The organism is Streptomyces sp. NPDC046887 (assembly GCF_040644755.1).
GTDB lineage: Bacteria > Actinomycetota > Actinomycetes > Streptomycetales > Streptomycetaceae > Streptomyces > Streptomyces lichenis.
On sequence record NZ_JBEYXH010000004.1, the window covers coordinates 71957 to 85398 of the forward strand.

The 13442-nt window shown below is 72.5% G+C and carries 9 protein-coding genes; 1 reads left to right on the top strand and 8 read right to left on the bottom strand.

Going from position 1 to position 13442, the window contains the following annotated elements:
- Positions 1 to 94 precede the first annotated feature (94 nt).
- The 8 genes from ABZ945_RS06385 to eccD form a co-directional block, all read right to left on the bottom strand.
- Positions 95 to 475 carry a hypothetical protein gene (locus ABZ945_RS06385; RefSeq protein WP_361264805.1) on the bottom strand — a complete coding sequence of 127 codons (381 nt, stop codon included), beginning with the start codon at positions 473 to 475 and terminating at the stop codon, positions 95 to 97.
- On the bottom strand, positions 472 to 948 hold the full coding sequence (locus tag ABZ945_RS06390; protein ID WP_361264808.1) for a YbaB/EbfC family nucleoid-associated protein: 477 nt from the start codon (positions 946 to 948) through the stop codon (positions 472 to 474). The genes ABZ945_RS06385 and ABZ945_RS06390 overlap by 4 nt, the downstream gene beginning before the upstream one ends.
- Before the next feature lie 58 nt (positions 949 to 1006).
- Positions 1007 to 4537 carry an AAWKG family protein gene (locus tag ABZ945_RS06395; RefSeq protein ID WP_361264811.1) on the bottom strand — a complete coding sequence of 1177 codons (3531 nt, stop codon included), beginning with the start codon at positions 4535 to 4537 and terminating at the stop codon, positions 1007 to 1009.
- 91 nt (positions 4538 to 4628) lie between these two features.
- A complete protein-coding gene (locus ABZ945_RS06400) occupies positions 4629 to 5099 on the bottom strand; it encodes a type VII secretion system-associated protein (RefSeq protein WP_361264814.1) in 471 nt (156 codons plus the stop codon).
- Between the two features lie 179 nt (positions 5100 to 5278).
- Positions 5279 to 5602, bottom strand: a complete 324-nt coding sequence (locus tag ABZ945_RS06405; protein ID WP_248633741.1) for a WXG100 family type VII secretion target — start codon at positions 5600 to 5602, stop codon at positions 5279 to 5281.
- An 82-nt stretch (positions 5603 to 5684) separates the two neighbouring features.
- Positions 5685 to 6020, bottom strand: coding sequence for a hypothetical protein (locus ABZ945_RS06410; protein WP_248633740.1), 336 nt, complete (start codon positions 6018 to 6020; stop codon positions 5685 to 5687).
- A gap of 273 nt (positions 6021 to 6293) precedes the next feature.
- On the bottom strand, positions 6294 to 7793 hold the full coding sequence (eccB, locus tag ABZ945_RS06415) for a type VII secretion protein EccB (RefSeq protein WP_361264819.1): 1500 nt from the start codon (positions 7791 to 7793) through the stop codon (positions 6294 to 6296).
- Between the two features lie 29 nt (positions 7794 to 7822).
- Positions 7823 to 9223: a type VII secretion integral membrane protein EccD gene (eccD, locus tag ABZ945_RS06420; RefSeq protein ID WP_361264822.1), complete on the bottom strand. Its 1401-nt coding sequence runs from the start codon at positions 9221 to 9223 to the stop codon at positions 7823 to 7825.
- Positions 9224 to 9447: 224 nt separating this feature from the next.
- Here eccD and eccCa point away from each other — a divergent pair, with 224 nt between their 5' ends.
- Positions 9448 to 13416, top strand: coding sequence for a type VII secretion protein EccCa (gene eccCa / locus ABZ945_RS06425; protein ID WP_361265273.1), 3969 nt, complete (start codon positions 9448 to 9450; stop codon positions 13414 to 13416).
- Positions 13417 to 13442 lie beyond the last annotated feature (26 nt).

The window sequence follows — 13442 nt, forward strand, 5'->3', positions numbered from 1 at the left end:
CACCCAGAACTCCGCTCACCCTGCCCGCACCGTGCCTGTGCCGGTGCCGGCACTCCCTGCCCGTCGCCGTACCCGTTTCGCCCTGAGGCGCCGGTCAGCGGCGTCCTCCGCCGCCGCCCCCGGTCTCACCGTTGTCGAAGATGGACTCGGGTGTCCTGCGCCGGTGTTCGGCGATCCGCTCCTCGGAGTCCGACTGGGTGCGCTCGATGCTGTTGAGGTTGGCGAGGGTGGCCTGCACCAGTCCGTCGAGCGCGTCGAACAGCTTCTCGCTGGAGCCGGTGCAGAACTCGTTGTTCCGCTCGTAGACCGGGCGGTTCTGCTGGGCGTAGTCGTCGGTCCAGCCGGGCCAGGCGGTGTAGTTCTGCTCGTCGGAGCGGAAGTCGCGGCCCAGCGCGTACGCCATCCTGGGCAGGTTCCTCATCCGCTCGATGGCCGACCGCAGTTCGGCCGGGTACGCCTCGAAGACACCGCTCATGACCGCTTCCCTCCGTGGTGACCGCCGTAGCCGTCCTCGTGGATCTCGTCCCGCAGCCGGTCGGCGGAGCGGCGGGGCCGTCCGGGCGCCTCCTCCTCGCCCGCCAGCGCGGAGCCGAAGACCCGGTCCCAGTCGAGATCGACCCCGCGCACCCCCGACGCCGCGCCCTCGGCGCGGGTCAGCGGTTCGAAGACGTCCATCACCTGGCGGGCCATCCGGGCCCGGCCCCGCTCGGCCGCCTCCATCACCGAGGCCGCCAGCTGGGCCGCGTTCATCGAACGATACTTGTTGTCCAGGAACTTCAGCCCGGCCAGCTCCCCCTGGGGGCCGATGACGACCTCCACGGAGCGGTCCCGGGACCGCACGGTCTCGGTGGCGCCCGCCATCCGGTCCTCGGCACGGGCCACGGCCTCCTGGACGGACTCCAGTTCGGCCATGGCCTTCTTGATGCGCTGCTCGATCGATTCGGTCACCGGTGGCACCTCCGGTCGGTGGGGCGGGGGGAGCGGGGGACGATCATGGGAGCCGGGGTCATCGTCCGATCACGGCCGGGGAGCCGCCCTCGTCGGTGCCCCAGACGTCCTCTTCCTCCTGCACCCAGGCGTCGCGGGTGCGGTCGCCGCTCTGGGTCGTCTGCTGCTGGCCGGGGGACTGTCCGCCCATGGGCAGGAACGGCGAGCCGCCGGTGGTGGCGGCGGTACGCGGGGTGGAGACCCGTACGTCGTTCTCGTCGTGCTGAGCCCGGGGGCCGCCCGGCCGGGGGCGTCCGCCGCGCGGTCCGCCCACCGGACGGCCGTCGTCGATGACGTTGCGCACCCGCTCGGCGTTGTTGGCGCCGCCACCGCCGGCCCCGCCGCCGCCCATGCCGCCCATCGGCATGCCGCCCATGGGCATCCCGCCCCCCGGCGACTGCGCCGAGCCGCCGCCCATGCTGGAGCCGGGCAGCGAGCCGGTGTTGAGCTGGTTGCCGAAGTCGCCGCCGGCCGCCCCGTAGGCGGGCAGGGGGCCGGCGCCGCTGCCGACCGTGGGCCGCTCGTAGGGGGCGTCGTCGTACAGCTCCTCCTCGTAGCCGCCGAGGGAGCCGTCGTAGGAGGGACGATCCAGGGTGGGGAGGGAGGAGTGGGGACCCGAGCCGCCGGGCAGGGCGCCGCCCCCGTTGAGGTCGCCGGTGATCACGGTGCCGTCGGGGCGGGTGGTGGTGCCGATGCCGGTGTGCGGGTCGATGGTGGTGGTCGTGCCGTCCGGGTAGTCGGTGATCACCCGGCCGTCGGGCTCGATGTGCGAGACGCTGCCGTCGGGATGCGGGAGCCGGTCGCCGGTGTTCAGCGGGCCGGTGGAGACGGTGCCGTCGGGGCGGGTGACCGTGGAGGTGTGCAGGTCGGGGTCGATGGTGACGGTGGTGCCGTCGGGGTGGCGGGTGACGACGCGGCCCTGGTCGTCGATGCTGGTGTGGCTGCCGTCGGGCATGGTGAGCCCGTCGCCGGAGTAGACGGGCAGGTCGGCGCCGCCGAGTGAGGGCAGGTCGCCGGGGTTCAGCTCGCCGGTGATCGGGTCGATCGAGCCGGGGCGGTCGAGTCCGGGGCGGTCGCCGCCCGCGAGCCCTTCGCCGCGCGCCTGGTCGTACTCGGCCTGGGCCTGCTCGTAGGCGGCCTCGCGGCGAGCCTGCTCCTCGGCCTGCTTGGCCTCCGCCTCGGCCTGTTTGGCGTCCTGCTCCCCTTGCCGCGCCTCCGCCTTGGCCTCCGCCTCCGCCTGCTTGGCCTCGGCCTCGGCGCGCTGCTCGGCCTCGCGCTTCTCCTGCTCGGTGAGCAGCTGGTCCTGGCGCAGCTCCTGCTCGGTCTGGAGCCGGCGCTGCTCCTCCCGCTGCTCGTTCTGGGCCTGTTCGGCGCGCTGCTGGGCCTCTTCCTGCTTGGCCTCCTGCTCGGCCTGCCGCTCTTCCGCCTTCTGCTCGGCTTCGGCCTGCTTCTGCTCGGCCTCCGCCTCCTTCTCGGCCTGCTTGGCCTCCGCCTCGGCCTGCTTCTGCTCCGCCTTCTTCTCGGCCTCGGCCTGCTTCTGCTCGGCCTCCGCCTCCTTCTGCGCCTGCTTGGCCTCCTGCTCGGCTTCCTTCTGCTCCGCCTTCTGCTCGGCCTCGGCCTGCTTCTGCTCGGCCTCCGCCTCCTTCTCGGCGGCCTTCTGCTCGGCTTCGGCCTCCTTCTGGGCGGCCTTGGCCTCGGCCTCGGCCTCCTTCTGGGCCTGTTCCTTGCGCTGGCGCTCCTGGTCGGCGCGGGACTGGGCGTACTGGGCGGCCTGGACCTGCTCCTGGCGCTGCTGAGCCTCCTCGGCGCGGCGCTGGGCCTCCTCCTGCTTGGCCTCCTGCTCGGCCTGCTTGGCTTCCGCCTTCTGTTCGGCCTCGGCCTGCTTGGCCTGTGCCTCCGCTTCCTTCTGCGCCTGCTTCTGCTCCGCCTCGGCCTGCTTCTGCTCCGCTTCGGCTTCCTTCTGGGCCGCCTTGGCCTCCGCCTCCTTCTCCTTCTGCTCCTGCTTGGCCTCCGCCTCGGCCTGCTTGCGCTCCTGCTCGGCCTCCTTCTCGGCGGCCTTGGCCTCGGCTTCCTTCTCCTTGCGTTCCTGCTCGGCCTTGGCCTTGGCCTCCTTCTCGGCGGCCTCCTTCTCCTTGCGCGCCGCCTCGGCCTTGGCCTCCTCCTCACGGCGTTTGGCCTCGGCCTCCGCCTTGGCGGCCTGCTCCTTCTGCCAGGCCATGAACTCTTCCTGCTTGCGCGCCGCCTCCTCTTCCTTGCGCTTGGCCTCCTCCTCCTTGAGGTCGGCCTTGTCCTCCTTGTAGCTGCTGGTGAGGTCGCTGCTGCCGCGGGTCTTGATGGAGCCGAGGACGAAGCTGGAGGAGGCCCAGGCGTTCTGCACGTCGCGCATGGCCTGCTGGGCGGGTTCGACCAGGTTCTCGATGACGGAGCCCTGCCAGAGCTGGACGGCCTTCTCGCCGACGTTCTTCCAGGTGCTGAGGTCGTCGAGCTGGCCGAAGGTGTCGCCCTTGCCGAAGCGGGTGGCGTTCTGGTCGAAGCCGGACATCGCGTGGTACGTGGTGTAGTACGTGCCGCGCGCACCCGCGTTCACCTTGTAGGTGATCATCTTGATGTTGCGTTCCCAGACGTGGTCGGTGATCTCCACCAGCACGTCGTGCAGCCAGCGCAGCGGGTTGCCCATGTACAGCTCCCAGTGGGCCCAGCTGCGTTGCAGGGTGCTGACCGCGTTGCGCAGGTCGGTCTTGGCCTGGCGTATCTCGTCGCCCTGCTTGGAGCCCCCGGTGGTGCCGGCCATGTCCTTGGCGTAGCCCTCGTACTGCTTGCTCAGGATGTGCACGAGGTTCCAGAAGACGCCGGCGGCCTGGCCGCGCCAGGCGTCGTTCTGCTCGGTGCCGATCCGGCGCTCCCACGCCTGGACGGCGTCGCGACGGGCGGCGAAGAACTGCGCCACCCGGTCGAAGGCGGCCGCCGCGGTGTCGAAGGAGGCCAGGCTGACCTGCTTGTGGTCGAGGACGTTGGCGCCGTTCCAGTGGAAGTTGTAGGTGCCCTCGGGGTTGTTGAGCAGCGCCTCCAGGGCGCGCCCGGTGCCGTAGCTGTACTGGGTCAGGTCCTTGGTGCTCCAGGTGGCCGCGTCACCGGTCAGCCCGAGGTGGTTGTCGTACTGGCTCTTGAACTCGCCGCCCTCCACGACCCCGCCGACGGGCGGGCCGTCGGAGCTCTTGTTGCCGAGCAGCGTGATCCGCGCCTTGTACATGCTGATCTTGTCGCCGCTCTTGGGGTTGTCCCCGCCGGTCATATAGAACGGGATGACGAAGTCGGTGTTCTCGATCCGCCAGCCGGCGTTCTCCACCCGCCAGTTGAAGTCATTGGGGTCCGCGTAGTCGACGGAGTTCTGCTTGCTGATCTCGACCTTCATCTGCGGGATGTCCGCGTTGCCCTTGAGCTCGTCGAAGAGCTTGCCCCGCTCGGGTGCGAGATAGCCGGTGAAGAACTCCACGGCCTGGCGCCAGCCGTCGTTGTCCGAGGTGAGCGGCTTGATGTTCTCTTGACGCACGGTCGGCTCCGGGGGTGCGGGTGGGGCGGGGAGGGCTACGCGGGCGGGGTACGGGGCGGGGCGGCTGGGGTCACAGGGGAGGCGGGGCGGGCTAGTCGTCCTCGCTCTCGCCGCCGCCGAGCGTCTCGTCCACGTCCTCGAAGATGTCGAGGAACTTGTCGCCCTCGATCTTGGCCAGGTTGTCGCCCTGGGTCTTGAACAGCTTCTCGATGCTGGTGCGGAGGTTGTCGTCGATGTCCCCGAACAGGGTCTTCTGCTCCTCCAGGATGGTCTTGATGTTGGTGATCATCTTCTTCACCGAGTCCTGGAGGTTCTTGCCGCTCACCTCCTTGTCGTTGTCCTTCATGATGCCGATGGTGAGCGGGAGTTCCGCGCCGGGCTTCACGAAGTCGGGGCGGGCGCCGCCCTCGCCGATGTTGGCCAGGGCGGGCACGTCCTCGCCGGTCGGGCCCACACCGTCCTTGGTGATCTTGTCCAGTTCGGCGATGAACCCCGCGACGTCGACGTCGAGGAAGTTCTGCAGCCACGCCTTGTCCAGATTGACCGGGCTGTTCTCGGCCATGTACGGCTCCTGCTCCTGCTGTCGTCGGTCTGCCGGCTCTCGGACTCCCCACCACCACGCCCTGCCCGCCCCCACCGGCCCTGGGCCGGCCGCCCGGCCGCCGGGAGGGCTCAGGAGAGCGCTCTCGGCGACGGCGGGCGGAGCCGGTCGGATCGGAGAATGGGGGGCGGGGCCGGGGGTCAGCGGCCGATGCGCACGTCACTCCAGAGCTGGGTGAGGGACTTCTCGCTGTACTGGTAGTTGTCCGACACGTCGGTGAGCAGCCGGGAGTGGTTCTCCAGCAGGTTGCGCATCGCCTCGACGGCGTTGTTCCAGGCGAGTTGCTTGTCGTTGTAGACCTGGCGGTCCTCGCCTTCCCAGGTCTGCTTGAGCTGCTGGAGCTCGGCGTCCAGGTTGGCGAGGATGGTGGCTATCGCCCGGGTCTGCTGGACCATGTCGTCCGCCGCGTTGGTCATATGGCGGTAGTCGACGTAGATGTGTCCGTCGGTGAAGTCGTCGCTCATGGTGGGCCTCGTCTCGCAACGGGTGCTGAAGGGGGCGGGGGTGGGCCGGTCGCCGCCTCGGGTGGCGGGGACCGGGCGCGGCTCAGCCGCTGAGCGTGTCGAAGATGGACTGCGACTGGGTGTACGCGGTGTTGATGGACTCGTTGTTGGAGCCCTGGGTGAGGCCCTGCGTGCGCAGCGTCTCGTTGAGGGTGTCGACCATGTCGCGCAGGTTGCGCGAGATGATCTCCGCCTGGTCGTCCCAGAGCTTGAGCAGGTCCTGGAACGCCTTGCCGTCCGAGCCCTTGAGGCCGGAGGACAGGTTGAACTTCATGTTCTCCACGTCCTGGCGGCAGTTCTGCACGCCGGTGAACGCCTGCTCCAGGGCCATCACACCATTCCGTGTGGCCTGTTCCTGTGACTGCTGCATGCCTGCCATGGACCGCTACTCCTCAGCTGACGCCGGTCGGCCCGCGGTCGCCCAAGGCGGCGGGCACAAGGGGGTCGCACCCCTTCGTACCGAGGTGCCAACCGAGCCCTGCATGAGCCCAGTTGAACCCCCGACAAAAGAGGTGACCAGTCGGATTCTGCGTGAAGGGCCGTCAAGAATCCAGCAGCGCCGGTGACGTACCCGGGTTTTTACACCGACTACACGGATCAGACGCCCGTTCCTTCCGGATGGTTCTCCGGGCGGCGGCCCGACATGAACCCGTCACCTTCGCGCCTGCTGCGCGGCGGCCGCCTTCGCCGGTTCCGCCTCGGCTCCGGCCTGTTCGGGGCAGGGCGCGGCGGTGGTGGCGGAGCGCCCGGTGACGGCCGCGGTGGTGCCGAGGTCGGGGCCGGTGGGGAGCATCGCCAGCAGCGGCGAGGGCAGCCCGCGGGCCTGCCCGGTGCCGTAGCCGAGCGCGGTCAGCGACTCCTCGTCGGCGATCCGGTGCTTCGTTCCGCCCTCGGTCACCAGGTAGACGGTGGAGCCGAGCGCGCCGCCGCCCGCGCCGAGCGCCCGCACCAGGGCGCCACCGCCGGGGCGGACGGTGATCCGGTCGACCCGGGTGCAGGCGGGGGTCAGCCCCTCGGGGGCGGGCTGGGCGGCCGGACCGAGGCCGCCGAGCGGGGCGAGGGCGACGCTCACCCGCGTACCGCCGCCCGCGCTGTCGATCCGGGCGCAGGGGGTCCAGCCGTCCGGCGGGGCGACCGCCTTGGGCGGTGACTCGGGCAGGCCGGCGGCCGGGTCGGTGCCCGGGGCCGGGGCGGTACGGCCCTCCAGGGCGGTGGCGCCGAGTTCGGCGGCGCCCGGCGCCTGCCCGGCGTAGGCGGTACGGCGGGTCTCGGGGTCGCCGAGGACCAGCGCGGCGCCGGTCGCGGTGAGCGGGGCGAGCCCGTCGCGGCGCAGCAGGTAGTAGCGGGCGGGTGAGCCGGGGACGGTGATCCGGAAGACCTGGCCGATCCGGGTGTCGGCGCCGGCCAGGGAGGGGCCCTTCTCGCCCCGGCCGGGGACGTCCGGCGCGGCGAGGGCGGGTCCTTCGGGCAGCGCGTTGAGGAAGGCGGCGGAGACCCGGGTACGGGGCCGGGCGTCGTAGCCGAGGGCCTGCGCGGCCCGGGATTTTCCGTCCAGCCGGAGCCGGCTGCCCCGCCAGAGCAGGTGGTCGGTGCCGTCGGGTCCGGTGACCAGCACGGCTTCGCCGGGGCCCAGTCCGCCGCCGGCGGTGGGGGCGCCGATGGCCAGGACGGTGGCGGCCGGTCCTCCGGCGGCGGTGGAGCAGACCTGCCAGGCGCCGGTGTCCAGCCGGTCGGCGGCGGGCAGGGAGTCGGGGGCGCCGAGGATGCCGACGGGTGAGCCCTGCGGGGTGCCGTCGAGGGAACGGCCGCCCACCGAGGCGGTCTTGAGGTCGGCGCCGGCCAGCAGCCGGGCGGAGGCGTAGTTGCGCACCGGGCGCAGCCGTCCGTCGAGGAAGAGATAGCGCGAGCCGGTCTCCTTGGCGACGACCAGGGTTCCGGGCTCCCGCCAGGAGGTCTTGTTGCCGGGTTTGAACAGGCCGAAGACGAAGGCTCCGGCGGAGATCAGCACGGCGATCACCACCCCGATGGCGATCCCGCGGTTGGTGCGCCCCTGGGGGCTCTCCGGTGCGTCCGGGTCGCCCCGGAGCATGGCGGAGGTGAGTCGGCCCATGACGAACATATGGGCCTGCACCTGGTCGCGTTTGGACTGCATCGCGCCCGCCCCTTTCCCGATGTACGAGGTCAGCCGTTGAGGGCCCGCAGGGCCCCGTAGGCGCCGAGCACCCACAGCACCAGGGGCAGCAGGGCGATGGCGGCCGCCGAGTGGAGCAGCTCCCCGGCCCGGCCCCAGTAGGGCACCAGCCGGCGGCCCGGCACCGTCCAGGAGGCGATGGCGATCCCGGCGGTGGCCGCGAGCAGCCCGACGGCCAGCAGCAGCCGGCCGGAGGGGCTGTAGTCCAGGGCGGCGGCCCAGGCCAGCAGGGCCAGGCCCCAGGCGCCCGGCACCACCAGCGACAGCCGCTGCCAGACGTTGCCGAGGCCCTGGGCGTGCAGCAGGAGCAGCAGCGACAGCACGGCGGCGGTGATCACCTCGGCGAGGCCGGGGTGGTGGGCGAGCACGGTGAGGCTGCCGGCGCAGACCAGTCCGACCGCGCCGTACAGGGCGCTCATCCAGCCGTCGGCCAGCACCGAGCGGGCGGCCACCACGGCGGTGGCGTGCGGTTCGATGCCCTCCTGGAGCTGCTGGGCGTTGGTGGGCAGCGGGGGCATCCGCAGCCCGGACATCCGGAAGGAGAGCGAGGGCACGAAGGCGCCGAGGAGCACCGCGAGCAGCGCGATGACGCCGGCCGCCTCGGTGGGGGTCAGGTCGGCCACCAGCATGCCGGCGGCGGTCAGCGCGCCGAAGAGGGCGAGCACCGCGGGGGCCAGGAAGAGCGCCGCGTAGGCGGCGACGGCGGCCAGCGCGAGGACCGTGCCGCCGGCCCCGGCGGTGGAGGCGGCGAGCAGCCGCGCGCCCAGCACCTCCTGGCCGTGCGCCCCGGTGATCGACCCGCCGGGCAGCAGCCAGCCGGCGACGGCCATATAGGGGCCGACCAGCAGTCCGAGGGCGGCCGCCGCGCCGCCGTCGCCGACCGCGCGGGCCGCCGCGGCGGCGCCGGCCAGCAGCAGCAGCGCGGCGACGGTGGCGCAGACGGCGCGGACGGTGCCGGAGCCGCCGGGCAGCGCCAGCACCGCGAGGCCGGTGAGCAGGGTGGCGACGGCCAGGCCGCGCAGCACGGCGCGGGCGGCGGCCGGGGACCAGCCGTGCGGGCGGCGCTGGAGGGTGGTGGCGATGCCGTCGACCAGGTCGTCCAGATGCACCTCGGGCAGGGCCTCGGTGCGCGGGCGGAGGTAGAGGGTCTCGCCGTCGCGCAGGTCGAAGGAGTCGAGGGTGCGTTCCTCGTCCATCGGTTCGCCGCCGAGGCGCTGGAGGACCCAGCCGCCGTGTTCGACGCCGGTCTCCTCCAGGTCGTCCCCGGCGTAGCCGAGGACGGCCGGCAGCAGGTCGGCCACCGGTACGTCGGCGGGTACGGCGAGGTCGACGGTGCGCGCCGGGGCGCGTACCGTCACCCGGCACAGACCGGCCACCTGGTTGTCACTCATGGGGCTGGCTCACGCCCTTCCGCGTTCTCCACGCGTTCTCCGTACGTTCGCGTGCGGCGTCGTCCGCCCGCTTCCGCCCGGTTCGGGCAGACCAACAGACCTGGTCGCGGCCCCTTTTGACGTTGGGTACGCGGCGCGGACGATCGTAGTATCAATCATCTGTCCGAGGTACCCACCGCCGGCCGTCACCGGTTCCGGCGGGTGAAGGAGTCCGTACGGTGAGTGTGGTGCTGTTCCGCAGGCCGGCCCGCAGGCGGGGCCCGGAGATGCCGGAGGGGGAACTGACCCTCCAGGAGCCGCCGGTGCTGCCGGAGGTGGTTCCGGACTCCTCGGCGGTGTGGACGTATCTGCCGATGGCGCTGATGTCGGTGTCGATGATGCTGATGTTCATCCGGCCGGGGTCCTCCGGTGGCAGCAGCTTCATCTATCTGGCGCTGGGGCTGATGGTGGTGGCCTCGGGGGCGATGATGCTGGGCCAGGTGATGCGCCGCAACAGCGAGCGCAAGCAGCGGCTGAAGGGCGAGCGCCGCGACTATCTGCGCTATCTCACCCAGACCCGGCGCAAGGTGCGGGCCGCGGTGATCGACCAGCAGCGGGCGCTGGCCTGGCGGCATCCGGAGCCGGCCGCGCTCTGGTCGATCGCCGGCTCCACCCGGTTGTGGGAGCGCCGGCCGCAGGACGAGGACTTCGGCGAGGTGCGGGTGGCGGTCGGGGACCAGAAGCTGGGGCTGCGGCTGAACCCGCTGGCGACCAGCCCGGTGGAGGACCTGGAGCCGCTGGCCGCGCACGCGCTGCGCAGCTTCATCCGGGCCTACGGGACGGTCCCGGACCAGCCGATCGCGCTGTATCTGCGGGCCTGGGCGCGGGTGCTGTTCCGGGGGGACGCGGAGCGGACGCGGGCCCTGGCGCGGGCGCTGGTGGGCCAGTTGGCGGCGTTCCACTCCCCCGACGACCTGTGGATCGCGCTGTGTGTGTCGGACGAGCGGCGGGCGGACTGGGAGTGGGTGAAGTGGCTGCCGCACCATCTGCACCCGCAGGAGACCGACGGGGCGGGCCCGGCCCGGATGACCGGGGCGGCCTTCGGTGAGCTGGAGGACCTGCTGGGTCCGGAGTTCCTGGAGCGGCCGGCGTTCGACCCGGAGGCGGTGCCGGGCCGGGAGGAGCCGTTCACGGTGATCGTGGTGGACGGCGGCACCGTGCCGGGCGGGCACCGGCTGGACGGGCCCGGGCTGCGCAACACCGTGGTGCTGGACCTGACGGGCGCGCTGACCTGGCGGCCCGGCCGGGTGACGCTCCGCTTCGAGGTGGCGGACGGTGAGCTGCGGCTGGTGCGCACCGACCGGGACCGCAAGGAGCAGACCACCTTCCTGGGCGTGCCGGACGAGTTCGGGCCGCACACCGCGCGGGCGCTGGCCAAGCGGCTGGCGCCGTACCGGATGGGCATCGGCACCGACAGCGCCGAACCGCTCTCCACCGACGTGGAGCTGACCACCCTGCTGGGTATCGCGGATCTGCACCGGCACGATCCCGATCCGCTGTGGCGGCGGGGCACCGGGCCCAGTCGGCTGCGGGTGCCGATCGGGGTGGGCGCGGACGGGGTGCCGGTGGAGCTGGACATCAAGGAGTCGGCGCAGGGCGGCACCGGACCGCACGGCATGCTGATCGGGGCGACCGGCTCCGGCAAGAGCGAGCTGCTGCGCACCCTGGTGCTGGCGCTGGCGCTGACCAACTCCTCCGAGACGCTCAACTTCGTGCTGGTGGACTTCAAGGGCGGGGCGACTTTCCTGGGCCTGGACGAGCTGCCGCACACCTCGGCGGTGATCACCAACCTGGCCGACGAGGCGGGGCTGGTCTCCCGGATGCAGGACGCGCTGCACGGTGAGCTGATCCGCCGCCAGGAGCTGCTGCGGGCGGCCGGCAACTACACCTCGGCGCTGGAGTACGAGAAGGCGCGGGCCGCGGGGACGCCGCTGGCGCCCCTGCCCAGCCTCTTCGTCGTCGTCGACGAGTTCAGCGAACTGCTGGCCGCGCATCGCGAGTTCATGGAGCTGTTCGTGATGATCGGACGGCTGGGCCGCAGCCTCGGGGTGCATCTGCTGCTGGCGTCGCAGCGCCTGGACGAGGGCCGGATGCACCAGTTGGAGAGCCATCTGTCGTACCGGGTCGGTCTGCGGACCTTCTCGGCGATGGAGAGCCGCGGGGTGCTGGGCGTGCCGGACGCCTACGAGCTGCCGTCGGCCCCCGGCGGCGGCTACCTCAAGTCCGGGGTGGAGGCGCTGACCCGGTTCCGGGCGGCATACGTCTCGGGCCCCTACCGCGAGCGGCGCGGCAGCGCGGGCCAGGCGCGGGCCGCCGGCCAGACGGTGCCGTGGGGCACCGGCTATGTCGTCCCCCGGGCGGTACCCGATCCCCCGCAGCCCGAGGCGGAGGCCGAGGAGAACGGCAACTCCCTCCTCTCGGTGGCGGTGGACCGGCTGCTCGGGGCGGGGCCGCCGGCCCACCAGGTGTGGCTGCCGCCGCTGGACCTGCCGTCCACCCTGGACCAGATCCTGCCCACGCTGGCGCCCCATCCGGAGCTGGGCCTGACCACGGCGGACGCCCCGGGGCGGGGGCGGCTGAAGGTGCCGATCGGGGTGGTGGACCGCCCCTTCGACCAGCGGCGCGATCTGCTGGAGGTGGACCTGTCCGGGGTGGGCGGGCATATCGCCATCGCGGGCGGCCCGCAGAGCGGCAAGAGCACCATGGTGCGCACCGTGCTGGCCGCGCTGGCCCTCACCCACACCCCCAGCGAGGTGCAGTTCTACTGCCTGGACTTCGGCGGCGGCACCCTGGCCGGGCTGGCCGGACTACCGCATATGAGCGGGGTGGCGGCCCGGCTGGACGCCGAGCGGGTCGGCCGGACCATCGCGGAGGTGACCACGCTGCTGGCGGCCCGGGAGAAGTTCTTCCTGGACCACGGCATCGACTCGATGGCCAACTTCCGGCGCCGCCGGGCCAATGGGGAGTTCCCGGACCAGGACCACGGTGATGTGTTCCTGGTGATCGACGGCTGGTCGACGGTCCGGCAGGACTACGACCGGCACATCACCACCTTCAGTGCGATCGCCGCGCGCGGTCTCAACTACGGCATCCACCTCATCGTCACCACCGCCCGCTGGGTCGAGCTGCCGTCGGCCGTGCGCGACCAGGCGGGCACCCATCTGGAGCTGCGGATGGGTGACGCCATGGACTCCGAGATCGACATCCGCCGGGCCGCCACCGTGCCCCGGACGGCCGGCCGAGGCCTGACCCGCGAAAGCAAGCTGCACTACCTCACCGCCCTGCCGCGGATCGACGGCGCCGAGCGCTCGGACGACCTCGGCGAGGGCGTCGCCGCGCTGGTTGCCGCGGTACGGGAGGCCTGGACCGGCCCGCCGGCCCCGCAGGTCCGCATGCTGCCCACCGAACTGCCCCTGTCCGACCTCCCCGCCCCCCAGGGTGACTTCCGGGTGCCCATCGGCCTGGAGGAGGACGAACTGTCGGTCGTCTGGCATGACTTCGCCGAGAGCCCGCACATGATCGTGGTCGGCGACACCGAGAGCGGCAAGACCAATCTGCTGCGGCTCGCCGCGAAGGCGATCATGGACCGCTACACCCCGGCCGAGGCGCGGATCATGGTGGTGGACTACCGGCGCGAGCTGGTCGAGGCGGTGCCCGACGAGTACCGGCTCGGGCACGCGGTCTCCATCGACGCGCTGCGCGACCTGGTGGACGGCGCGGCCCGGGCGGTGCGCACCCGGGTCCCGGGCCCGGACATCGCCCCGGGCCGGATGCGGCTGGCCGACTGGTGGAACGGCCCGCGGCTGTTCGTGCTGATCGACGACTACGACATGGTGGGCTCGGGCCCGGTGAACGCCCCCTTCGAGCCGCTGCTCACCCATCTGGCACTGGGTTGGGAGGTCGGCCTCCATCTGATCGTGGCCCGCTCCGCCAGCGGCGCCGGACGAGGCATGGGCGAGCCCCTGATGCGCCGCCTCCAGGAGGTCAACACCCCGGCCCTGCTGCTCTCCTGCCCGCCCTCCGAGGGCTATGTCTTCGGCAACGCCAAGGGCCGCCTGCTCCCTCCCGGCCGCGCCACCCGCATCGCCCGCCGCAAGACGGTCCAGGTGCAGACGGCGTACCTGGGTGGCGGGGAGGAGGCGGGCGGGGCCTGAGGGAGCCCGTACAGCGTCAACCGCCG